The sequence below is a fragment of the Actinomycetospora sp. TBRC 11914 genome (assembly GCF_012933465.1).
Classification (GTDB): domain Bacteria; phylum Actinomycetota; class Actinomycetes; order Mycobacteriales; family Pseudonocardiaceae; genus Actinomycetospora.
The window spans coordinates 56933-79727 of record NZ_JABBND010000013.1 but is presented as its reverse complement, the minus strand read 5'-3'; the positions used below and the strand labels follow the sequence as shown (position 1 = coordinate 79727).

18 protein-coding genes are annotated in these 22795 nt (G+C 75.8%); 11 read left to right on the top strand and 7 right to left on the bottom strand.

Annotated features, from left to right (window positions below; all coding sequences use genetic code 11):
• Positions 1-232: 232 nt before the first annotated feature.
• The 5 genes from HH311_RS19730 to HH311_RS19715 are packed head-to-tail and all read left to right on the top strand — an operon-like array spanning position 233 to position 6492.
• Entirely contained in the window at positions 233-2374 is a 2142-nt protein-coding gene (locus tag HH311_RS19730) for a molybdopterin oxidoreductase family protein (protein ID WP_312030256.1), read from the top strand.
• Positions 2374-2718, top strand: coding sequence for a molybdopterin oxidoreductase (locus tag HH311_RS31025; protein ID WP_248292810.1), 345 nt, complete (start codon positions 2374-2376; stop codon positions 2716-2718). The genes HH311_RS19730 and HH311_RS31025 overlap by 1 nt, the downstream gene beginning before the upstream one ends.
• A complete protein-coding gene (gene nirB, locus HH311_RS19725) occupies positions 2719-5328 on the top strand; it encodes a nitrite reductase large subunit NirB (RefSeq protein ID WP_169185398.1) in 2610 nt (869 codons plus the stop codon).
• Positions 5325-5681 carry a Rieske (2Fe-2S) protein gene (locus tag HH311_RS19720; RefSeq protein WP_312030255.1) on the top strand — a complete coding sequence of 119 codons (357 nt, stop codon included), beginning with the start codon at positions 5325-5327 and terminating at the stop codon, positions 5679-5681. Before nirB ends, HH311_RS19720 begins: the two co-directional genes overlap by 4 nt.
• Before the next feature lie 22 nt (positions 5682-5703).
• Positions 5704-6492 carry a maleylpyruvate isomerase family mycothiol-dependent enzyme gene (locus HH311_RS19715; RefSeq protein WP_169185397.1) on the top strand — a complete coding sequence of 263 codons (789 nt, stop codon included), beginning with the start codon at positions 5704-5706 and terminating at the stop codon, positions 6490-6492.
• 94 nt (positions 6493-6586) lie between these two features.
• Here the strand turns inward: HH311_RS19715 and HH311_RS19710 are convergent, their stop codons facing one another.
• Positions 6587-7612, bottom strand: coding sequence for a hypothetical protein (locus tag HH311_RS19710; RefSeq protein ID WP_169185396.1), 1026 nt, complete (start codon positions 7610-7612; stop codon positions 6587-6589).
• Between the two features lie 172 nt (positions 7613-7784).
• On the opposite strand from HH311_RS19710, the gene valS reads away from it, so the two are divergent.
• A complete protein-coding gene (gene valS / locus HH311_RS19705) occupies positions 7785-10397 on the top strand; it encodes a valine--tRNA ligase (RefSeq protein WP_169185395.1) in 2613 nt (870 codons plus the stop codon).
• 86 nt (positions 10398-10483) lie between these two features.
• On the opposite strand, the gene HH311_RS19700 is transcribed toward valS, so the two are convergent.
• Positions 10484-10804, bottom strand: coding sequence for an adhesin (locus HH311_RS19700; RefSeq protein ID WP_169185394.1), 321 nt, complete (start codon positions 10802-10804; stop codon positions 10484-10486).
• Between the two features lie 104 nt (positions 10805-10908).
• Between HH311_RS19700 and HH311_RS19695 the strand changes: the two genes are divergently transcribed.
• Positions 10909-12414, top strand: a complete 1506-nt coding sequence (locus tag HH311_RS19695; protein ID WP_169185393.1) for a MarR family winged helix-turn-helix transcriptional regulator — start codon at positions 10909-10911, stop codon at positions 12412-12414.
• Positions 12415-12491: 77 nt separating this feature from the next.
• Positions 12492-13010, top strand: a complete 519-nt coding sequence (locus HH311_RS19690) for a hemerythrin domain-containing protein (RefSeq protein WP_169185392.1) — start codon at positions 12492-12494, stop codon at positions 13008-13010.
• Here the strand turns inward: HH311_RS19690 and HH311_RS19685 are convergent.
• Positions 13000-14802: a hypothetical protein gene (locus HH311_RS19685; RefSeq protein WP_169185391.1), complete on the bottom strand. Its 1803-nt coding sequence runs from the start codon at positions 14800-14802 to the stop codon at positions 13000-13002. The two genes, HH311_RS19690 and HH311_RS19685, sit on opposite strands and share 11 nt — an antisense overlap.
• Before the next feature lie 278 nt (positions 14803-15080).
• On the opposite strand from HH311_RS19685, the gene macS reads away from it, so the two are divergent.
• Both macS and HH311_RS19675 read left to right on the top strand, forming a co-directional pair.
• Complete coding sequence (gene macS, locus HH311_RS19680) at positions 15081-16280, top strand: MacS family sensor histidine kinase (RefSeq protein WP_169185390.1); 1200 nt, start codon at positions 15081-15083, stop codon at positions 16278-16280.
• 11 nt (positions 16281-16291) lie between these two features.
• Entirely contained in the window at positions 16292-16918 is a 627-nt protein-coding gene (locus tag HH311_RS19675) for a response regulator transcription factor (RefSeq protein WP_169185477.1), read from the top strand.
• 70 nt (positions 16919-16988) lie between these two features.
• On the opposite strand, the gene HH311_RS19670 is transcribed toward HH311_RS19675, so the two are convergent.
• The 4 genes from HH311_RS19670 to HH311_RS19655 all read right to left on the bottom strand — a co-directional run bounded on the left by HH311_RS19670 (position 16989) and on the right by HH311_RS19655 (position 20890).
• Positions 16989-17795: a SirB1 family protein gene (locus tag HH311_RS19670; RefSeq protein WP_169185389.1), complete on the bottom strand. Its 807-nt coding sequence runs from the start codon at positions 17793-17795 to the stop codon at positions 16989-16991.
• 39 nt (positions 17796-17834) lie between these two features.
• Positions 17835-19415: an N-acetylmuramoyl-L-alanine amidase gene (locus HH311_RS19665; protein WP_169185388.1), complete on the bottom strand. Its 1581-nt coding sequence runs from the start codon at positions 19413-19415 to the stop codon at positions 17835-17837.
• Positions 19416-19484: 69 nt separating this feature from the next.
• A complete protein-coding gene (locus HH311_RS19660) occupies positions 19485-20153 on the bottom strand; it encodes a hypothetical protein (RefSeq protein ID WP_169185387.1) in 669 nt (222 codons plus the stop codon).
• Between the two features lie 77 nt (positions 20154-20230).
• Positions 20231-20890, bottom strand: coding sequence for a hypothetical protein (locus HH311_RS19655; protein WP_169185386.1), 660 nt, complete (start codon positions 20888-20890; stop codon positions 20231-20233).
• Positions 20891-21088: 198 nt separating this feature from the next.
• On the opposite strand from HH311_RS19655, the gene HH311_RS19650 reads away from it, so the two are divergent.
• The gene (locus HH311_RS19650) at positions 21089-22654 is read left to right on the top strand and encodes a carboxylesterase/lipase family protein (protein WP_169185385.1); all 1566 of its coding nucleotides are present in this window, start codon (positions 21089-21091) and stop codon (positions 22652-22654) included.
• Positions 22655-22795 lie beyond the last annotated feature (141 nt).

Below are 22795 nucleotides of genomic sequence, written 5' to 3'. Positions count from 1 at the left end.
GGCGGCCGTCCGGCGGAGGCTAGACCGCGCCGCCTCCCCGGAGTGTGACCCACGCCTCTTCTGTCCAGGCTGAACGATCGAGGTGACGCGCGCCGCACGACGGCGCCCTTGGTTTCCCCGACGTGGGTCACGTCACACCTGCCCGGGGCGGGCGCGAGGACCCCACACGGGCTCGCCCAGGCGTAGCGCCCGTGTAACCGCCGCGTCACGGGTCCGCCGCACCGTGGTCGGAGTGTCCCTCCCCGTGCTCACGCACTGTCCGTACTGCTCGCTGCAGTGCGGGATGACGGTGGCGGCACGCGCCGAGGACGACGGCGGGGGCTGGGAGGTCGAGGGCGCCAACTTCCCGACCAACCGCGGCGGGCTCTGCGAGAAGGGCCGCAGCTCCGCCGAGCTGCTCGCCCACCCCGACCGGCTGACGACGCCGCTGGTCCGCGACTCCCGGCGCGAGCCGTTCCGCGAGGCCACGTGGGACGAGGCCCTGGACCGGGTCGCGACGGCGCTGCGGGACACCCAGCAGCGGTACGGAGCCGACGCGGCCGGCCTCTTCGGCGGCGGCGGGATGACCAACGAGAAGGCCTACCAGGCCGGGAAGTTCGTCCGCGTCGCGCTGCGCAGCGCCTCGATCGACTACAACGGCCGCTTCTGCATGTCCTCGGCCGCCGCCGCGGCGACGAAGGCCTTCGGCGTGGACCGCGGGATGCCGTTCCCGCTCGCCGACATCGCCCGGGCCGACACGGTGCTGCTCGTGGGGTCGAACCCGGGCGACACCATGCCCCCGGCGATGCGCTGGTTCGCCGCGGGCCGGGAGCGGGGGGCGACCCACCTCGTCGTCGACCCCCGCTACACCGCCAGCGCCGCGGCGGCCGACGTCCACCTCCAGCCGGTCCCGGGCACCGACCTGGCGCTGGCCAACGGCCTGCTGCACCTCGCGATCAAGCACCGCCTCGTCGACACCGCGTACGTCGCCGAGCGGACCACCGGGTGGGACGCCGTGCGACGGGCGATGCGCCAGTACTGGCCGGACCGGGTGGAGCGGATCACCGGCGTGCCGGTCCGCGTCATGGAGCGCGCGGTCCGGCTGCTGGCCGAGTCCCGCGCCACCATGATCCTCTCCGGTCGCGGCGCCGAGCAGCACGCGCACGGCTCGGACACCGCGCTGGCGTGGATCAACCTCGCGCTCGCCCTCGGGCTGCCCGGCCGGCCGTACTCGGGCTGGGCGACGATGACCGGCCAGGGCAACGGGCAGGGCGGGCGCGAGCACGGCCAGAAGGCCGACCAGCTGCCCGGCTACCGCATGCTGGCCGACCCGGCGGCCCGCGCGCACGTCGCCGCCGTCTGGGGCGTCGATCCCGACGAACTGCCGCGCCCCGGCGTGTCCGCCTACGAGATGCTCGACCGTCTCGGCACCGACGGCGGGGTGCGGGCGCTGATGGTCATGGCGTCCAACGTCGTCGTGTCCGCCCCGCGGGCCGACCACGTCCGCGAGCGCCTCGGCGCCCTGGACCTCCTCGTCGTCTCCGACCTCTTCCTCTCCGAGACGGCCGCGCTGGCCGACGTCGTCCTGCCCTGCACCCAGTGGGCGGAGGAGGAGGGGACGATGACCAACGTCGAGGGGCGGGTGCTGCGGCGGCGCCGCGCGGTCGAGGCGCCCGACGGGGTGCGCTCGGATCTCGACGTGCTCGCCGACCTCGCCGGGCGGCTCGGCCGCGGGCAGTACTTCTCCGCCGACCCGCAGACGGTCTTCGACGAGCTGCGCCGGGCCTCCGCGGGCGGGAAGGCCGACTACGCCGGCATCTCCTGGGCCCGGATCGAGGCCGAGCGCGGCGTGTTCTGGCCGTGCCCCGACGAGGACCATCCCGGCACCCCGCGCATGTTCCGCGGCGCGGGAGAGGGAGCGGAGCGGAGCTCGACCCGGGGATACTTCGCCACGCCCGACGGCCGGGCCCGCTTCCACGTCGTGCACCACCGGGAGCCCGCCGAGACCCCCGACGGCGAGTACCCCTACCGGCTCACCACCGGCCGGTCCCGGGCGCACTACCAGTCGGGCACCCAGACCCGGCGCACCAAGGCGCTGCTCGACGCCGAGCCCGAACCCGTCGTCGAGATCCATCCCGACCTCGCCGCCCGGCTCGGGGTCGCCGACGGCGCCGACGTGCTGCTGCGCAGCCGCCGCGGCCGCGCCCGGATGCGCGCCCGGCTCGCCTCGACCATCCGCGCCGACACCGTGTTCGCGCCGTTCCACTGGGCCGGCGAGCAGACGATCAACGCCCTGACCAACCCGGCGCTCGACCCGGCGTCGCGGATGCCCGAGTTCAAGGTCTGCGCGGTGGACATCACCGCCGCGCCCGCAGGAGAGGACACCACCGCATGATGACCACGCCACGGTTCCTGCAGGGCGCCTTCGCCTTCGAGGGGCAGGGGCTGGAGAAGCCCGCACCGCTGCACCCGTCGCTGACCTACACCGTCCCCGAGGGCGTCACCGGCCAGGTGCTCTACGTGCGGGCCGGGAACTCGTCGGACGAGCTGGCCGTGGTCGTGCTCGTCTTCGACGGGGCGCCCGCCCGGTGGCTCCCGGTCGGCGCGAAGGCCGACATGCACGTGTCGCTGCGGGTGGTCGAGGACCTCCTGGCCGGCAGCACCGTCGAGGTGCACTTCGCGGCGCCCACCGGGACCGCCGGCACCCTCGTCGTCGACTGCGGCCTGGTGGAGGTCTGAGTGACGGCGCTGGAGGAGCCCACCCACCGGACCGCCACCGACCGGGACACGCGCGCGGAGCTCGTCGTCGTCGGGAACGGGATGTCCGGGGCGCGGGCCCTGGAGGAGATCCTCGCCCGCGGTGGCGACGAGATGTTCGCGATCACCGTCTTCGGCGACGAGCCCTACGGCAACTACAACCGGATCCTGCTCTCCGAGGTCCTCGCGAACGCCGCCGGCCAGGTGGTGGACAACGACGACGTCGACGGTGACGACGAGGACGAGCTCTTCCTCAACCCCCGCGCCTGGTACGACGACAACGGGATCACGCTGCACGCCGGCGTCCGGGTGGTGCGCATCGACCGGCACGCCAAGGTCGTCTACGGCGACGACGGGTCGGTGACGCCCTACGACACGCTCGTCCTGGCCACCGGCAGCCGCTCGTTCTTCCCGCCCATGGACGGGATGTGGGCCAGCGACACCGAGCTCACCCCCGGGGTGTTCGGGTTCCGCAGCCTCGACGACGCGACCGGGATGCTCCGCCACGTCGCGGGAGACGCAGCGATGCGGAGCTCGACCCGGGAGGACGGCAAGCGGTCGGCCGTCGTCATCGGCGGCGGCCTGCTCGGGCTCGAGGCGGCGGCCGGGCTGCAGGCCCACGGGCTGGCGGTGCACGTCGTGCACCCGACCGAGGTGCTGATGAACCAGCAGCTCGAGGCGCAGGCGTCGGCGGTGCTGCGCTCGAAGCTCGAGGACATGGGCATGCACATGCACCTCGGGGTGAAGACGTCCGAGATCCTCCTCGGCGACGACGGCGCCGTGTCCGGCGTCCGGTTCACCGACGGCTCGACGCTGGGGTGCGACACCGTCGTGGTGACCGCGGGCATCCGCCCCAACATCGGGCTCGCGGTGGTCTCCGGGCTGGAGACCCAGCGGGCCATCGTCGTCGACGACCGCATGCGATCGGTCGACGACGACGACATCTTCGTCGTCGGCGAGTGCGCCCAGCACCGCGGCGAGGTCTACGGCGTCGTCGGGCCGCTGTGGGAGCAGGCGGCCGTGCTCGCCGACGTCGTCACCGGCGCGGACCCCGGCGCCGAGTACCACGGGTCGCGGCTGGCGACGAAGCTCAAGGTCGCGGGCGTCGACGTCGCGCAGATGGGCGTGAAGTCCCCGGAGCGCGAGAGCGACGAGTTCGTGCAGTTCTCCGAGACCGGCCGCGGGGTGTACCAGACCGTCGTCATCCGGGACGGCACGCTCATCGGGGCGACGCTCGTCGGCGACATCTCCAAGGCCGCGGCGCTCACCCAGGCCTTCGACAGCCGCTCGGCGCTGCCCGAGGAGCGCATCAGGCTGCTGTTCGACCTGGGGTCCGCCGACGACGGCACCTCCGCGGCCGACCTGCCCGACGACACCCAGATCTGCAACTGCAACGGCGTGTCGAAGGGCGACCTCGTCGCGTGCGTCGAGGGCGGCGCCGAGTCGGTGTCGGCGTGCATGGCGGCGACGCGGGCCGGGAAGGGCTGCGGGTCGTGCAAGGGGCTCGTCACGGAGGTCGTCGAGGCGGCGCTGGGCGGCGAGGGCGCGGCCGACCCGGCCGACTCCTACTACGTGCCGGCCATCCCGATGGACAAGCCGACGCTGATGGCGGAGATCCGCTCGCGCGGGCTGACCAGCGTGTCGGCGGTGTTCGAGGCGCTGGCACCCGACGGGAAGGACCACGTCGGCTCGAAGATGGGCCTCACCGCCCTGCTGCGGATGATGTGGCCGGACGACGTCGTCGACGAGCGCGACGGCCGGTTCATCAACGACCGCGTGCACGGCAACATCCAGCGCGACGGCACCTTCTCGGTGGTCCCGCGGATGTCGGGCGGGGTGACGACGCCGGCCCAGCTGCGCCGCATCGCCGACGTCGCCGAGAAGCACGACATCCCGATGGTCAAGCTGACCGGCGGGCAGCGGATCGACCTGCTCGGGGTGCCGAAGGAGAAGCTGCAGGAGGTGTGGGCCGACCTCGACATGCCGTCGGGGTGGGCCTACGGCAAGAGCTTCCGGACGGTGAAGACGTGCGTCGGCACCGACTTCTGCCGCTTCGGGCTGGGCGACTCCACGCAGCTCGGGATCGACCTCGAGGAGCGCTACAAGGGCATCGAGGGGCCGGCGAAGATGAAGCTCGGCGTCTCCGGCTGCCCGCGCAACTGCGCGGAGTCGATGGTCAAGGACGTGGGCCTCGTGGCGATCGAGGGTCCCCGATGGCAGATCTACGTCGGCGGTGCGGCGGGCGCGACGGTGCGCCAGGGCGAGGTCCTCGCCACCGTCGACTCCCACGACGAGGCCCTGCGCCTCGTCGGGCGCTTCCTGCAGTACTACCGGGAGCACGCCAACTGGCTCGAGCGCACCTACGACTTCGTGCCCCGTATGGGCCTCGAGTACCTGAAGGCCGTGGTGGTGGACGACGCCGAGGGCCTCGCCGACGGGCTCGACGCCCGGATGCAGGAGGCGGTCGACGCGTACGCCGACCCGTGGGCCACCGACCAGCGGGAGCGCACGCCGGGCCAGTTCCACGACGCGCTCCCGATCATCCCGCTGCCGCAGGTGCCGGTGCGGTCGTCGTCGGGCAGCCCGGCGTGACCGCGTCGGACGGGGTGGTGTCGGACGGGGTGGTGTCGGCCCGCCTGGGGCCGGTCGAGCAGATCCCGGTCGGGGAGGGCCGCGCCTTCCTGGTCGGCGACGAGCCGGTGGCCGTGTTCCGGCCGCGCTCCGGCGGCCTGTACGCGCTGCGGGCGATCTGCCCGCACCGGGGCGGGCCGCTCGCCGACGGGCTGGTCGACGCCGAGGTGGTGATGTGCCCGCTGCACAACCACCAGTTCCGGCTGGCCTCCGGGGAGTGCGTCTCCGGCGGCGGGGTCGCCGACGTCGATGCCTACACCGCGACGGAGGAGGACGGGGAGCTCGTCGTCAGCCTCCGCTCGCCGTCGGGCTGAGGCCTGCGGCAGGCTCCTCGTCGTGTCCGATGCTGATGGTCGAGCTCCCCTGCGCTCCGTCTCCGACGACCTCCTGCTGCAGGCCACCGCCTTCGCCGACGCCGTGAGCGCGCCGGCCGCCGGGGACGACCTGTCCGCGCCGGTCGCCACGTGCCCCGGATGGACCGTGCACGACCTCGCGCGCCACCTCGGCCGGGTGCACCGGCGGGTCGCCGCGACGATCGAGACCGGGGCGGAGCGCATGGTCGACCGGGATGCCGAGGTGCCCGACGGGGAGCCGCCACAGGGCCGCGACGAGGTCGCCACGTGGCTGCTCCAGGGCGCCTCGCGGCTCGTGGCGACGCTGGAGGGCGCCGACCCGGCCCGCGAGGTCGGCGGCTTCGTCGGGCCGGTCACCGTCGCGTTCTGGCGGCGGCGTCAGCTCCACGAGACGCTGGTGCACCGGTTGGACGCCGAGCTCGCCGTCGGGCTCCCGCCCCTCCCGGACGTCGCCCCCGGGCTCGCGGCCGACGGCGTCGCCGAGTGGTACGACCTCATCACCTGGTTCCGGGCCGGCTCGCGGCGTCTGCGCGGTGAGGGCGGGACGGTGCACCTGCACTGCACGGACGCCGACGACGGCGAGTGGCTGATCCGGCGGGGACCCGACGGGGTCGCCATCACGCGCGAGCACGCGAAGGCCGACGTCGCGGTGCGCGGGCGCGCCGCGGACCTCCTGGCCGTGGTCACCGGCCGGGCGGGGCTGGAGGGCGTCGAGGTGTTCGGCGACCCTGCGCTCGCCGAGGACTGGTTCCGGGTGTCGGCGATGGCGTAGGGCCGGGGGGGTCTGGGTCGGGGTCGGGTGTCAGGAACGTGGCGTTCCGGACACTGGACGTCCGGAAACCGGCGTCGATCACCGGCCGGGCGGGTCAGACGACGAGGCCCACGACGATCGCCGCCGCGCCCACGCAGGCACCGATCACCCCGACCAGGAGCCCCCGGGTCGTCCCGGTCGCCCGGAACATCGCGACGGCGCCGAGCCCGAGGGCGACGACCCCGAGGAGCGCCCCCGCGAGGTTGAACACCGGCGTCGCGCCGAGCGCCGACGCCGGGAGCACCCGCGGCAGCAGCCCCGACCAGGGCGCGAGCCCCAGCAGGGCGCCGAGGGCCCCGACGGCGACCGCGACGAGGCCGGCGCGGGTGGACGCGCGGTCGGGCGGCGTCTCCCAGGGCGCGACCCGGCCGCTCGGTCCTACCGGTCGGGCGACCGCCGGGCGGGACGGCGCACCGTGGGGTGGGCGCCCCGAGCGGGCCCGGTCGGCGTGCGCCCCGTCCGAGCGGGTCTGGTCGGGGCGGGTCGCGCCGCGTCGGGGGCGGGCCCTCGGCGACGGTGAGGCGGGCCGGTGGGCGGTGAGCGGCCGGAGGGCGGGAGCGTGGACCGGCCCGTCGTCGGGGGCGTGGTCACGAGGGCCGGGGTCCTCCGCGACGGAGCGGCCGGCCGCGCGGTCGAGGGCCTCCCGGCGGACCGGGACCGTCACCGCCTCGTCGTCGAGCACCTCCGGCGGCGCGGGCGCGGGGCGACGGCGGGGCACCGCCGCGTCCCGCGCGTCCGCCCCGCGCTGGGTGGGCACGGCGCCGAGCGGGACGCCGACGGACGAGGTGGGGCGCGACGCGGGAGCCCCGGGCGGGGGCGGCGGGAGCGGGCGGAACCCGGACGCCGGGCCGGCCTCCGGGCGCGTCCCCTCCCCGGGTCCGCCGTCGCGCGGGCCGGGCACGATCGTGAACCCGCTCGAGGGCGGCGCGTCGGGCGCCCGGTGCCGTCCGCCCGTCCGGCGTGGGGCGGGCACCCCGACCGGGCCGGCCGCCGTGCCGGCGGTGTCCCCGCGACCCTCGGCCCGGTGGCGCGGCTCCCGGCTCCCGGACCCCGGCGCCGGGGACGACGTGGACGTGGTCATGCGCGCTCCCCCGAACAGACGTATGAGCACCGCCGACTGCGCGGTGGTGACCACTGTGTCCCCGTTCCGGCGCCCGGCGTTACGAGATCCACCCGCACGGCCCAGCAGGTGTGCCCGATCCGGTCGGTGTCCAGGCCGGAACCGTGTCGGACCCCCTCGGTAAACTGGTCACATGACGCAGTCCCCCTCCTCCCAGGCTGCATCGGCGCGGCCGGCACCGTCGTCGCCGCAGCTGCCCGAGAAGCCGACGCTCGACGGCCTCGAGGAGCGCTGGACGGCGGTATGGGAGGAGGAGGGCACCTACCGGTTCGACCGGTCGGCGCAGCGCGACGAGGTCTTCTCGATCGACACGCCGCCGCCGACGGTCTCGGGGTCCCTGCACGTCGGGCACGTCTTCAGCTACACGCACACCGATGTGGTCGCCCGCTTCCAGCGGATGCGCGGCAAGCAGGTCTTCTACCCCATGGGGTGGGACGACAACGGCCTGCCCACCGAGCGGCGCGTCCAGAACTACTACGGCGTGCGGTGCGAGCCGAGCCTGCCGTACGACCCGGAGTTCACCCCGCCGGAGAAGCCGGGCAAGCAACAGATCGCCATCTCGCGGCGGAACTTCGTCGAGCTGTGCGAGACGCTGACCGCCGAGGACGAGAAGGCCTTCGAGGCGCTGTGGCGGCGCGGCGGGCTCTCGGTCGACTGGTCGCACACGTACCAGACGATCGACGGCGACGCCCGGGCGATCAGCCAGCGCGCCTTCCTGCGCAACCTCGGCCGCGGCGAGGCCTACGTGTCGATGGCGCCGACGCTGTGGGACGTCACGTTCCGCACCGCGGTCGCGCAGGCCGAGCTGGAGGACCGCGAGCACACCGGCGCCTGGCACCGGATCGCCTACCACGGGGCCGCCGGCGACGTCGCGATCGAGACCACGCGTCCCGAGCTGATCCCGGCCTGCGTCGCCCTGATCGCCCACCCCGACGACGAGCGCTACCAGGCGCTCTTCGGCACGACGGTGCGGTCGCCGCTGTTCGACGTCGAGGTCCCGGTCCTCGCGCACCCGGCGGCCGAGATGGACCGCGGCGCGGGCATCGCGATGTGCTGCACGTTCGGTGACCTCACCGACGTGCAGTGGTGGCGCGAGCTCGACCTGCCCAACCGCACCGTCATCACCCGCGACGGCCGGCTGCTGCGCGAGACCCCGGACTGGATCACCTCGGGCCCGGGGCGCGAGCGCTACGAGGAGATCGCGGGCACGACGGTCCACACCGCCAAGGAGAAGATCGTCGCGATGCTCGCCGGGACCGGCGAGCTCATCGGCGACGTCCGGCCCGTCACCCGGCCGGTGAAGTTCTTCGAGAAGGGCGACAAGCCGCTCGAGATCGTCTCCAGCCGGCAGTGGTACATCCGCAACGGCGGGCGTGACGCCGAGATGCGCGAGGCGATGCTGCGCCGCGGCGACGAGCTCGTCTGGCACCCGGACTACATGCGCCACCGGTACGCCGACTGGGTCCGCGGCCTCAACGGCGACTGGCTCGTCAGCCGGCAGCGGTTCTTCGGCGTGCCGATCCCGGTCTGGTACGCGCTCGACGCCGACGGCGAGGTCCTCGCCGAGCAGGTCCTCACCCCGCCCGACGACGCGCTGCCGGTCGACCCGACGACGGACGTCCCGCCCGGCTACACGGCCGAGCAGCGCGACCGGCCGGGCGGCTTCACCGGCGACCCCGACGTCCTCGACACGTGGGCCACGTCGTCGCTGACCCCGCAGATCGCCGGGAAGTGGACCCTCGACGACGACCTGTTCGCCCGGGTCTTCCCGATGGACCTGCGCCCGCAGGCGCACGACATCATCCGGACCTGGCTGTTCTCGACGGTCGTGCGCAGCTCGCTGGAGTTCGGCGAGCTGCCGTGGGCGCACGCCGCGCTCTCGGGCTGGATCCTCGACCCGGACCGCAAGAAGATGTCGAAGTCCAAGGGCAACGTCGTCACGCCGATGGGCCTGCTCGAGGAGTTCGGCTCGGACGCGGTCCGCTACTGGGCGGCCAACGGCCGGCCCGGCGTCGACACCGCGTTCGACCGCGGTCAGATGAAGGTCGGGCGCCGCCTGGCCATGAAGCTGCTGAACGCCTCGAAGTTCATCCTCGGGGTCGGGGTGTCGACCGGCGAGCCCGATGCGGCGGCGGTCACCGCCCCCATCGACCGGGCGCTGCTGGCGCGGCTGGCGGGCGTGGTCGAGCGCGCCACGGCCGCGCTCGAGCGGTTCGACTACGCCGTCGCGCTCGAGATCACCGAGCAGTTCTTCTGGTTCTTCTGCGACGACTACCTGGAGCTGGTCAAGTCCCGGGCGTACGGCGAGTTCGACGACGTCGGGCGCGACTCGGCACGGACCGCGCTGGCCCTGGCGCTCCGGGTCCTGCAGCGGCTCTTCGCGCCGGTGCTGCCGTTCGTCGCCGAGGAGGTCTGGTCGTGGTGGCAGGGCGGCTCGGTGCACCGTGCCGCCTGGCCGACGACGGCCGAGCTGCCGCGCACCGGCGGGGTCGACGAGGACGTCCTCGACGTCGCCTCGGAGGTGATCTCCGGGATCCGCAAGGGCAAGTCCGACCAGAAGCTCTCGATCCGCACCGAGGTGGAGAGCGCGTCGGTGTCCGGCGCACCCGACCGGCTGGACGCCCTGCGCGTCGTGCTGGGCGACGTGCAGGCGGCCGGGCGTGTCCGTGACGTGGAGCTGGTGCCGTCGGACGACGGCGAGCTGGTCACCCGGGTCGGTTCACCCGTGGAGGCCGTGCAGGCCTGAGGGACGGGTTCCCGACGGCGGCCGTGGGTCGCCGCCGGGGGGCCGCCGGCCCCCGGAGGCCGGCGGTGCTGCGGTGAGGCCGGAGCTCAGGCCTGGAGCTCGGACTGCGGCGTGATGGCGAAGCGGTACTCGTCGCCGGAGCCGTCGGTCTCGTTCTCCGGAATCTTCTCGACGTCGAGCACCTTGTCGTCGAGCGCCGACGCGGCCATCGGCTCGAGGAAGATGACGGCGCCGCCGCCCTCGAGGACGGTGTCGTCCGCGGCGGGGTTCGGCGCGACCGACAGCTCGAGGCCTTCCTCGGCCATGTTCGGCGTCGCGGCGATGCGCAGGCCGGAGCCCTCGGGCATCTCGTTGGTCTCGAGGATGTTGGAGATGGCCTCGGCAGCCGTCTCCGTCAGTGCCAGCATGCCCCGTTACCATACGGATCACAGGAAGGTCACGCACGTCATCCCGCATCCCGTCACACGGGCAGTCGCCCGGACGGGCGCACCGTTCACGGAGGAGAGCGGCCATGGCGCTCCCGGTCCCCGAGTCGGCCGCCGGGCCACGGGAGGACATCATCCGGTTGCTGGCCGGGACTCCGGAGGGTCTCTCCGACGCGGAGATCGCCGCGGTCCTCGGGGAGCGGTACCCGGATCTCACCGCGAAGGCCGTCAATCACCAGTGCCGCCGGCTGGTCGCGGCCGGGACGGTCGAGCGGGTGGGCACCCGGCCCGTGCGGACGCGGCTGCTCGACGACGTGCCGGTCGTCGAGGAACACACCACGCCGCCCGACGTGCCCCTCGAGGAGGAACCGCCGCGGCCGGCGCTGTCCCCGGTGCAGGCGAGCATCGTCCGGGTCCTGCGCGAGCACCCCGACGGGCTCACCGACACCGGGCTGGCCGCGGCGCTCGCCGGGCAGCACCCCGACGTCGACCCCAAGGCGTTCAACTACCAGTGCCGCAAGCTCGCGAAGGCCGGCCTCGTCGAGCGCACCGCCCGGTCTCGCGACGTCCCGATCCGGACGCGCCTGACCGCGGCGGGCCTCGAGGGGCACACCGCGCAGCCAGCACCGGCCGCCGACGAGCCTGACGTGCCCCTCGCCCAGCCGAGCGCCCCGGCTGCCGAGCCCACCCCCACCGAGGGGCACACCACGCAGGCCGCACCGGCCCCCGGCGAGCCTGACGTTCCCCTCGCCGAGCCGAGCCCCCCGGCCCCCGAGTCCACCCCCACCCAGGGGCACACCACGCAGCCCGCACCGGCCGCCGACGAGCCTGACGTGCCCCTCGCCGAGCCGAGCCCCCCGGCCCCCGAGTCCACCCCCACCCAGGGGCACACCGCGCAGCCCGCACCGGCCCCCGGCGAGCCTGACGTGCCCCTCGAGGAGCCCGAGCCGGCCCTCGTCGGCGCACCCTCGCGCCGACCCCGCCGGCGGACGAAGGCGCCCTCCGACGACGTGGCCCGCATGCGCCGCTCCGAGCGCGACGACTGGGCCCCGGACGACCCCGACGAGCCGCTGCTGCGGTTCCTGCCGTTCGCCCCGGCCGCCGGCGCGCGCACCGCGCTGCGCGAGCGGATGGCCGAGCGCGCGGCTCTGCGGCGGGTCCCCGAGCCGACCGACGAGGTCGTCCTCCCGACCCGCGACGTGCTGCAGGGCTGGTCGCGGACCCAGAACGTCGCCGCGGCCGTGGCCACGTGGCTCGCCCGGCGCGGCGGCACGATCCGGGCGGCGTCGGTCGCGGGTCCGGCGCACGACCTCGTCGCCACCCTCGACGGCGACGACGTCCACGTCGAGGTCACCGGCTGGCCCCCGGACGGTGCGCGCAGCCACCCGACCACGCTGGCCGGGGACTGGTTCCGCGCCGCGACCCGGGCGGCCTCGCAGCGACGCCGGGCCCACCCGCGCAGCCGGGTCGTCATCGCCCTCCCCGACACCCGGCGCTACCGGGCCCTCGCCGACGACGGCGCGGACGTGCTGCGGGACGCGCGCGCGGAGGTGTGGTTCGTCGAGCCCTCCGGGGACGTCCAGCTCTCCTGAGCGACGGCGCGGGTTGCCCGGGCACGCCGCCGGGTAGCTCCCGGGCACCACCACACGCCCGACCGGGAGGGCACCGCATGTCCGCGGACATCACCGAGATGATCCTCGACGACCACGACTGGTTCCGCCGCCGCTTCCTGCTGCTCGCCGAACTCCGTGACGACGCCGACCGGCTCGACGAGGCCGGCAAGGTCTGGGACGAGCTCGCCCGCCACCTCGAGGTGCACGCCTCCGCCGAGGAGGAGCACTTCTACCCGTCGATGGCCCGCCGCGCGGACGACGAGGAGGCCTCGGCGACCGAGGACGCCGTCGGGGACCACGACGACATCCGGGCCGCGGCGCGCAAGGCGTTCGACCAGGAGGTCGGCAGCGAGGACTGGTGGTCGGCGATCGACGAGTGCGACCACGCCAACAACCACCACATGTCCGAGGAGGAGAGCGACGACCTCGCGCCGTTCCGCCGGGTGACCAGCCTCGCCTTCCGCCAGGAGCTCGGGGCCAAGTTCGAGCAGTTCAAGTCCGAGCACGCGGGCGCGCGGGGCCTGGACTTCTCCGACAAGGACCCCGACGCCTACGTGGAGGCCGTCACCGAATGAGGCTCGCCAGGCCGACGGTGCCCGCGCCGAGCCCCGCGAACGCCGCGTCGACCTGATCGGGCCCGACGAGCAGCACCCCCACGGCGGCGAGGACGGCCAGCACCACCAGGACCACCAGCACCGGGACCACGCCGCGCGGCGCCCGGCCGGCGCGGTCGTCGGGCTCGGGGACGGGCTGGGGCGCGGTGTCGGGCCCGCGGCGGCCGCGGACGGTGGCGCGCGGCAGGCGCCCTTCCTCGGGACCGCCCTGAGCCGTGTCCCCGAGGTCGCCGACCGGGCGCGGGCCGCTCTCCGGGGAGCGGCCGCCGGGCGGGGCGTCGCTCGCCGGCCGGACCTCGTGCGGCGCCGCGGCCGCGAGGGCCAGGTGGCCCTGGTCGGGACGGCCCGCGGCCGCGTGCTCGGGCAGCCGGTCGGGGCCGTCGTCGGGACCCTCGTCGTGCTCGGGCGCCTCCGGCGGGGCGGCGACCGCGCCGCGCGGGGTGTCGGCCGGCTCCGGGTCGTCGGGCTCCGCGGACGTGCGGCGGTGCTGGGCCTGCACGGGTGAGGACGGCAGCCGCGCCTCGGGGACGAGCACGTCCTCGGCGTCGCCGTCCGACCGGGTCAGGCCCGTCGGCGGGGTGTGGTCGTCGGGGCGGTCGTCGGAGCGGTCGGTGAGGCCGTCGCCGGGCCCGCCGTCGCGCTCCCGAGGGACGTCCGGAGCGAGGTCGGGCCCCGACGGTCCCGGGCCCGCTCCGACGCCGACCGGGGTGGGCGCACTCCCGACCGCCCGGGCCGCCCGGATGGCCTGGGCCCCCGAGGCCGCACGGGCGGGCCGGGACCGCGCCGGCATCAGCAGCGCCGCCAGGCCCAGCACGCCGTCCTGGGCGTCGCCCGGTACCACGAGCGCGTTCTCGGCCCGCTCGCCGTCCGCGGTGAGCTCCGCGAGCCGGAGGGCCAGCGGGCTCGGCCGGTCGGTGAGCACGTGGACCACCGGGTCGGGCGGCCCCTCGGGACCGTCGGCGACCTCGGCCAGGCTCTCCCGCACCGCGTGCTCGACGAGCTGGTCGAACACGCCGCGGTCGACCACCACCTCGACGCCCTCGGCCGTCACGGCGGCCTCGTCGACCGCCTCGGCGGCGAGCCGTGCCCGCGCCCGGCGGATGCTCCGCCGCAGTCGCGCGGCCTCCCCGCGCAGGTCGCGGGCGGCCCCCGGCGACCGGGACCCCGGCCGGGGTTCGTCGCCGGAAGCGGCGGACGCGTCGGGGTCGAGCGAGCGCAGCTGGGCGCGGACCACGCCGAGCAGGAGCTGGTCGAGGCGGGTGCCAGTCGCGATGGGACCGCGCGTGCCGATCTCCGCGCCGACGCCGGTCCGGCGCACCGGCCACGCGGTCAGCCCGCCGCCGCGCGCGTCGAGCACCACGCTCTGCCCGCCGACCTCGACCTCCGCGGCGATGCGGTCGCCGACGAGGGCGACCGGCCCGGGCAGCCACGAGGGCGCGGGGAGCCCGACGAGCGCGGTCGCCTCGGCGATCTCCTCGAAGCGGCGGCGCTCGGTGTCGGGCGGGGTCGCGACCACCACCCGTGCCGGGCGCGCCGCGGCGTCCGGGTGCGCGGCGCCCGCGACGGCGCGGGCGAACGCGTCCGCGAGCACGTCGACCGGGTCCTGCCCGGCGGCGCCGTCCCCGCCGTCCCCGCCGTCCCACGGCACCCGACGCGGGGTCAGGGACCCGCTGCCGGCGCGGTCGGCGCGGTCGACGTCGACAGCGACCAGCTCCGACGGCGTCACCTCGACCGCCATCACCCAGCTCGTCACCCGGTCCTCCTCGCCTCGCCCTGCCGCTCGTACCCTGCGCCGTGTGGGCCCTCCGCCACCCCGGTGCGGGGCCCGCGGCGGATCCACGGTAATGGGACCGTCACGCCCGTCCACCACCGGTGACCACCGCACCACCACCCGGGTGGTCGAGTTCCATGGTCGGTGTCACACCGGTAGGGCATGCTGACGCCGGCCGGTTCCCGGGCGGGGTCGGTCCCACCCACCCCAGGGACGGTCGGGCACCCCGATCGATGACGCGGTCCGGCGGCGGAGGCCCGATGAGCGCATCCGACGCCGGGACGCGCCCCTCGGCGCCGGCGCGCGCCGTGCGCCGCGGCGCCACCGTCGACGTCGACGCGGCGCTCGTGCCGCTGTGGCGGGGGCTGGCCGTGTTCCGGGTGGTGGCGCTGGTCTACGCCGTGGTGAACGTGGCGCGCGACGCCGGTGGCTACGCCCGGCCCGCGCTCGGCGTCGGGGTCGTGGTGTTCATGGCCGTCTGGACGCTGGTCACGAGCGTGGCCTACCTGCGCGGGGCGCGCCGCCTCGCCGTCGTCGACCTCGCGGTGACCGTGCTGACCACCACCAGCACCCTCCTCGTGGCCGACCCGGCCCGCCTCGCCGCGGGCGGCCCGGTGATCACGACGGTGTGGTCGGCGGGCGCCGTCCTCGCGGTCGCCGTCGCGTACGGGATCCGCCCCGCGATCAACGCGGTCGCGGTGTCGGTGGCGGCGCTGTGGGTCACGCGGCGGGCCCTCGACGCGGCGCTGCTCTCCGACGCGCAGCTGCTGCTGGTCGCCGGCGTCGCCGTCGGCTTCGCCGCGGTCGCGATGCGGCGCTCGGCGCAGCGGCTGCAGGAGGCGATCGCCACCGAGGCGGCCGCAGCGGAACGGGAGCGGCTCGCCCGCGACATCCACGACGGCGTCCTGCAGGTCCTCGCGCTGGTCACGCGGCGCGGGCCGGCCCTGGGCGACCCCGAGCTGGCGCGGGCGGCCGCGGAGCAGGAGGCGTCGCTGCGGCGGTTGATCACGCGCGGCCCGGTCGGTCTCGACGGACCCGACGACGAGCCGGTCGACCTCGGCGCCGCGCTCGGCGCGGCGCTGCCGGCGCGGGCGGTGCTGGCCGTGCCCCCGGACCCGGTGTGGCTCGCGGGCGGCCGCGCGCGCCCGCTGCTCGCGGTGGTCCGGGAGGCCGCGGCCAACGCCGACGCCCACGCCGGGCCCGGCACCGGGCTCTGGGTGCTGCTCGAGGACGACCCGGACGCGGTGACGGTGAGCGTGCGCGACGACGGCCCCGGCATCCCCGACGGGCGCCTCGAGGCCGCGGCGGCGCAGGGCCACCTCGGGGTCGCGTCGTCGATCCGGGGCCGGGTCGCCGAGCTCGGCGGACGCGCGGCCCTGGTGACCGGGCCCGGGGAGGGTGTCGAGTGGGAGATCCGGGTGCCGCGGGACGCCGCCGCGGAGGGGGAGGCGGACCGGTGACGGTGCGGGTCATGGTGGTCGACGACCACCCGATGTGGCGCGAGGGCGTGGCGCGGGACCTCGGCGAGCGGGGGCTCGAGGTGGTGGCGACGGCGGGCGACGGGGCCGCCGCCGTCCGGATCGCCCCGGCCGCGCGGCCCGACGTCGTGCTCATGGACCTGCAGATGCCGCGGCTCGACGGCGCCGGCGCCACCGCCGCGCTCCTCGAGGCGCTCCCGGGCACGCGCGTCCTGGTGCTCTCGGCGAGCGCCGAGCAGGGCGACGTGCTCGCCGCGGTGCGGGCCGGCGCGTCCGGCTACCTGGTGAAGTCGGCGCAGGTGGCGGAGCTCGTCGACGCGGTGGAGCGGACGGCCGCCGGGCAGGCGGTGTTCGGGCCGGAGCTCGCCGGCCTCGTGCTCGGGGAGTTCCGCCGCCGGGCTCGGGAGGCCCCGGCCGACGCCGCCGGGGCCGCCCTCACCCCGCGCGAGACCGAGGTGCTGCGACTCGTGGCGAAGGGCCTCACCGCCCGTCGCATCGCCGAGCGCCTCGGCCTGTCCCACCGCACCGTCGAGAACCACGTGCAGAACGTGCTCCGCAAGCTCCAGCTCACCAACCGCGTCGAGCTCGCCCGCTACGCGATCGAGCAGGGCCTCGAGTAGGTGCGCTCCGCGCTCGTGAGCAGAAAGTGTCGGTATAGCGACAGTTAGTGCTCACGAGCGCGGAGCGCACCTAGTTGAGGTAGGCCCGCCAGGCGCGCGCGTGGCGGGCGAGCCGGGCGGTGTCGCGGGGGAGCCGCTCGGTCCAGTGGTCGAGCAGGCGGGCCGCGGCGAGGTAGTCCCCCCGGCGGCCCACCGTCGTCGCGAGCTCGACGACCTCGTCCGCCCCGACACCCGCGAGCAGCAGCCGTGCCTCGAGCACCCAGCGCAGCTCCGGCACGCGCCCCGCGGCGCGGTGGATCACGCGGAGGTTGGTCAGCATCCGCACGAGGACCGACTGCACCGAGACCGGCACGAGCAGCGCCGGGTGGAACGGCACGTCGCGGCCGACGCCGGTCGAGGCCCGGAAGAGCGCCTCGCACTCGTCGAGCCCGAGCAGGTCGCCGGTGAACGGGTCCAGGTACCACCCCGAGTCGCGGGGGTGGACCAGGAAGTGTCCCGGCATGCCGACGGGCTCCAGGGCGAGCCCGGCGCGGCGCCCCACCTCGAGGACGACGACGGCGAGGGTGATCGGGATGCCGCGGCGCCGGGCGAGGACCTCGACGAGCGAGGAGTTGCGGGGGTCGTAGTACTCCTCGCGGTTCCCGGCGAAGCCCTCCTCGGTGTAGAGGCGCACGACGAGGCCGTCGAGGTCGGTGACGCCCTCGGCCAGCCGGTCCAGCTCGGCGAGCGCGGCGTCGACGTCGGCGTCGGGGTCCGCGAGCCGGGCGATCTGCAGCGCCGCTTCGTCGAGGGGTGGATCACCGTCGGCGAGCAGCTCCCGGAGGCGCGCCAGGGCGTCCGCCACCCCGGGCGGTGGCGACCCGGCCTCTCCGTTCACGCGGTCATGGTCCCGCGCCGGAGGTCACCGCGCGCGGGATCACCCCGAGACGGCCTGCGTGACGGTGTCGAGGCGCAGCGTCCCGTGCTCGAAGGACTGGGCCCGGCCCCCATCGACGGCGTGCTCGTCGCCGGTCGGCAGGCCCAACGGGGAGCGCTCCGCGCCCCGGGCCCGCCACGTCGCCAGGATGGGCCCGGACACCTCGTGCGCGCCGGTGGCCCGCGACCAGTAGACCGACCCGTGCTCGAAGTCGGTGAACCGGGCGCGCCCGTCCGCGGTCGGTTGCTCGTCGCGGGTGGGCTGGCCGAGGTCGGGGTGCGCCGTCCACGCGGAGCGGACGTCGGTGCCCGCGGCGGCGATGAGCTTCGCGGTCTCGGCGCGGATGGTGTCCATGGCCGCGTAGCCCGCGTTGCCCGGGCACTCGGTGTTCCCGACGTCGCGGTGGGCGAAGAGGGCGTCGACGGTCGCCGTCTGCCCCTTCGCGTACTTCGAGGTCCCGCCCCCGGCGGAGGTCAGCGTGATCTTCTGCGACGGGTCGCGGTACATCCCGCCGAGCTTCCACGCGGCGAGGCGCTCCACCGACGCCAGCTCCGCCGGGGTGGGCGGGGTGGCGGTGAGCGTGCCCATCATCGCGATGCCGAAGGTCTCCTGGTTGAACCCGCCGGCGTGGGCGGCGACGACGGGCCGGTCCATGCCGCCCGCGCGGCCCTCGAAGATCGTCCCGTACTTGTCGACGAGGGCGTTGTAGCCGATGTCGCCCCAGCCGTTCTGCACCGAGTGGTAGGCGTAGATGCCGCGCACGATCGCCGCCGACTGCTCGGGGGTGTAGTCGTTCGACTCGGCGGTGTGGTGGATCGTCACCGCCCGCGTCGTCGCCGTGTACTGCGGCGCCCACGTCATGAGCTTCGGATCGGCTCCCCACTGGGCGCGGGTGACGTAGGCGGGCGCGGGCGGGGCGCCCGCACGGGCCGAGGAGTCGCGCTCCCGGGCCCGGGCGCCGATCGCGGCGTCGTTCGCCGAGCTGCCGGGGTCGATGCGCCGCACCGTCAGGCCGTCCGTCACCGGCGCGCCGCCGCGGGTGGCCCGCACCTCGACCTGCGTGCGGTCGCCGACCCAGACGGGGTCGGTCCCCCCGCCGGTCGTCCGGGCTGGGGTGCCGTCGCGCTCGTCGGCGTTGGAGTCGAGCGGGAGCCAGGTGCCCCACCGGCCCGCGGCGTCGGTGGAGCGCAGCGCGATCGTGTCGGGGGTCGGACCGGTCCACGTCACCGCGACGAGCTGCAGCGGGGCCGCGGACCGCGCGACCTGCGTCCCCTCGCCGTCGCGCGCCACCGAGGTGAGCGGGAGCGCGGTGATCGAGGCGCCGGTGGCGTCCGCCGGGGGGAGCGTCGCCGCCGGCAGGGCGCTCACGGCGCGGGCGGGGTCGGGGGTCGCCGCGGGCTCCGGGTCGGCGACGGCGGCCGGGGCGAGCGCGGCCACGAGGACGACGGCGCCCAGCCCGAGCAGCAGCCGCGTCCGCCGGGGGCGGCGCCGCCCGCCGTCGTCGGGACGACCGCGGCGGTCACGCCCGCCGGGGCCGCGGCGTCCGCCGCCCGTCGTCCCGGATGCCGACCGCGCCGCCATCGTGTCCTCCGCTCACTGGTGCTCGCGCGAGGACTCTGACACCCACATGCGTCACATTCGCACCACGACTCACCGTGGATCACTCGAAGGAGGGGGCAGGGCCCGCGTCCAGAAGGTGACGTCGGCGTAGGTCGCGACCGACCGGGCGGTGATGCCGTCCGCGCCGGCGCCGATCGGGCCGGCGACCACGGGGATGAGCTTGGTCAGGTTGAGCACCCCGCGGCGACCGGCGCGGCTCACGAGGCGGTACCCGATGCGGCGGTCGAGCTGGGCCCGGACCTCGGACGGCAGCCGCCGCAGCCCGGGGAGCAGCGAGATCTCCTGCAGGTCGATCCCGGTGCGGGTGGCGAGCTCCGAGCCGTCGGCGCCCAGGACGCAGAGCAGGATGGCGGTGCGCACGACGGGGTCCGCCGGGTCGTGGCCGCGGGCGATCGCGACGGCGGCCGCGAGGCGCGTGCACACCAGGTAGAGGCCGGTGACGCCGGCCGGCGCGGTGACGACCATCGTCGCCGCCCCGCCGAGGCTGGTGACGAGCCCGGAGCTGGCGGCGAGGCGCACGTGGGTGGAGATCAGCCGGCGCACCGCGGTCTCGACGTCGCCCCCGGCGTCGGCGAGGTGGTCCTCGGCGACCCGCCGCGCGGAATGCCACGGGCCGGCCCCGCCGATGCCCCGGCGCACCAGCTCGCCGACCAGCCGGTCACCGGACCACGAGGACTCCACCGCGCCACCCTCGGACACCCCGCCAGCCTGTCACGGACCCGCGGCCCGGGCCGCCCGCGGCCGACCGGGTCCGGCTCGGTCCGGCTCGGTCCGGCTCACTCCGGCGGGGTGGCGGCGAGGACGTCGAGCGCGGCCCCGAGGTCGCTCGCCCACGGTTCGAGGCGGTCACGGTCAGCCGCCCGCGCGAGCCGCTCGCGCTGCGGGACCGCGCGGGCCCACGTCAGGACCTCCGGGGCGACCCGGGCGCCGTAGTGGGCGTCGATCACGAGCTCGGCGAGGTGGTGGTCGGCGCTCGCGGTGTCCTTGTACTCCCAGATCCCGAGCAGCCGCGCGGGCCCGTCGCCCAGCCCGGAGGCGTCGTCGAGGAACGAGACCGCCGTGGCCACCGGGAGGGTGGAGACGGGGCCGGGGTGCCGGTCGAGGAGGGCGACCCACAGGGTGTCGACGAAGTCGCGCACCGCGGTCCGCTCGGCGGTGGTCCAGCCGTCCCAGAAGACGGCGATGCGGGAGAGCACCGAGTGCAGGTCGACGCGGTCGTCGGAGACCACCGCGCGCAACAGCCACGGGGTCAGCGCCCGGACGTCGTCGGGGGCGCCGATCGTCTCGCCGAGCCCGAGGGCGAGCGCCAGCGGATCGGCCTCGGCGAGCACGACGGGCTTCTGCCGGGGGGTGAGGTTCTCCAGGACCTCGCGAGCCTGGTGCGCGACGAAGGCGGCCTCCAACTGCCACAACGCCGCCGCCACCTCCGCGTCCATTCCGCGATTCTCTGGGCCGACAAGGCGACACGCCTCACTGATCGGGCGCTTTCTACTCGATGGTGTCACTCTTCGTGTTCTCGCGTACGGCCAGGCAGGGAACCGCGTCGCGGCCGATCCGGTGTCCAGTCACCCGATGGTCGTCAGGAGCACCACACGGGCCGGACGGGTGCCGCCTGCCCGGCGCAGAGTGGAGAGGTGAACGGGAGCCGAACGGACGCCCTCGCGGGCACGGAGGTCAAGACCACGGCCGGCGTCGTACGCGGTCGCACACAGCGCGGGGTGAACACCTGGCGGGGGATCCGGTACGCCGCCCCGCCGGTGGGGCCCCGCCGCCTCCGGGCGCCGGAGCCGCCGGAGCCGTGGGAGGGCGTCCGGGACGCCGTGGAGTTCGGGCCGGTGCCCCCGCAGGAGCGGATCGGCGAGTTCATCGGCGCCGGCAAGCACACCCCGATGGACGAGGACTGCCTCACCCTCAACGTCGTCGCGCCCGCCGAGCCGTCGGACCGTCCGCGCCCGGTGATGGTGTGGTTCTACGGCGGCGCGTTCGTCCTCGGGGCCGCGTCGGCGCCCACCTACCGCGGCTACGGCCTGGTCCGCTCCGGCGACGTCGTCTACGTCAGCGTCAACTACCGGCTCGGCGCGCTGGGCTACCTGGACTTCTCGTCGTTCTCGACGCCCGAGCGGCCGATGGACGGCAACCTGGGGCTGCGCGACCAGCTCGCGGCACTGCGCTGGGTGCGCGACAACATCGCGGCGTTCGGCGGTGACCCGGACAACGTCACGATCTTCGGTGAGTCCGCCGGCGCGATCTCGGTGACCGCGCTGATGACCGTGCCCGCCGCCCGCGGGCTCTTCCACCGCGCGATCGCCGAGAGCTCCGCGCCCGGGGTCGCGTGGTCCGCCGAGCGCGCGGGCGGCTGGGCCCGGCAGTACCTGCGGGAGCTGGCGGGGCTCCACGGCATCCCGGTGCCCGGCACGGGTCGGGAGCCGTTGCCCGCCACGACCGCGGCGCGGCTGCTCGACGCCGCCTCGACCGAGGACCTCGTCGCCGCGTCCCGGCGGATGCGCCACGCCGCGGACGACACGCCGGGCGTGCTCGTCACCGGGCCCACCGTGGACGGCGACCTGCTCCCGGAGGCCCCCCTCGACGCCTTCGAGGCCGGCCGCAGCCACCCCGTCCCGTTGATCATCGGCACCAACGACACCGAGGGCCGGCTGTTCGAGCTCCCCGGGCTCCGGCTCGACCTGCTGGTCTCCGACGAGCGCGCCGACGCCCTCTTCGCCGCGACGCAGCCCGAGCTCAGCGAGCAGGTCCTCGCCGCCTACCGGGGCACCCGCCACCGTAAGGACCTCGGCGGGGACTACCTGTTCTGGTACCCGTCGGTGCGGGTCATGGAGTCGCACGCGGCGGCGGGGCACCCGGTGCACGCCTACCGCTTCGACCTGGCGCCGCGCCTGCTGCGGCTGCTCGGCCTGCGCGCCACGCACGGGACGGAGCTCTACACCGTGTTCGGGCTGGCCGACTCCCGCGTCGGCCGGGTGCTGACGGCGCTCGGCGGGCGCCGGGCCCTGCGCGACGCCTCGCGGCGGATGCAGCGCGCGTGGACGACGTTCGCCCACGACGGCGAGCCCGCCGGGTTCTGGCCGCGCTACACCGCGGAGGACCGGCTGACGCGGATCTTCGACGTGGACGACCGCATCGAGAGCGACCCGCGCCGGGATCGGCGGCTGGCCTGGCAGGGGTTCCGCGGCTACCGCTGAGGGCGCCGCGTTCCGCGCGAGGGGACCCTTCGGTCGGCTAGAGCGACCGCGGGTTCCCCTCGCCGGAACACCGGGCCGGCCCCGTGTCGAGTGAGGGGACCCCTCGGTCGGCTAGAGCGACCGCGGGTTCCCCTCGCCGGA

What these genes read in the sequence shown, in the direction of transcription:
- HH311_RS19695 (WP_169185393.1), top strand. Translation starts at nt 10,909, where the DNA reads ATGGCGCTCCCGGTCCCCGAGTCGGCCGCCGGGCCACGGGAGGACATC.
- valS (WP_169185395.1), top strand. Translation starts at nt 7,785, where the DNA reads ATGACGCAGTCCCCCTCCTCCCAGGCTGCATCGGCGCGGCCGGCACCG.
- HH311_RS19710 (WP_169185396.1), bottom strand. Translation starts at nt 7,612, where the DNA reads ATGACCACGTCCACGTCGTCCCCGGCGCCGGGGTCCGGGAGCCGGGAG.
- HH311_RS19690 (WP_169185392.1), top strand. Translation starts at nt 12,492, where the DNA reads ATGTCCGCGGACATCACCGAGATGATCCTCGACGACCACGACTGGTTC.
- HH311_RS19655 (WP_169185386.1), bottom strand. Translation starts at nt 20,890, where the DNA reads ATGGACGCGGAGGTGGCGGCGGCGTTGTGGCAGTTGGAGGCCGCCTTC.
- HH311_RS19665 (WP_169185388.1), bottom strand. Translation starts at nt 19,415, where the DNA reads ATGGCGGCGCGGTCGGCATCCGGGACGACGGGCGGCGGACGCCGCGGC.
- HH311_RS19700 (WP_169185394.1), bottom strand. Translation starts at nt 10,804, where the DNA reads ATGCTGGCACTGACGGAGACGGCTGCCGAGGCCATCTCCAACATCCTC.
- HH311_RS19675 (WP_169185477.1), top strand. Translation starts at nt 16,292, where the DNA reads ATGGTGGTCGACGACCACCCGATGTGGCGCGAGGGCGTGGCGCGGGAC.
- macS (WP_169185390.1), top strand. Translation starts at nt 15,081, where the DNA reads ATGAGCGCATCCGACGCCGGGACGCGCCCCTCGGCGCCGGCGCGCGCC.
- HH311_RS31025 (WP_248292810.1), top strand. Translation starts at nt 2,374, where the DNA reads ATGACCACGCCACGGTTCCTGCAGGGCGCCTTCGCCTTCGAGGGGCAG.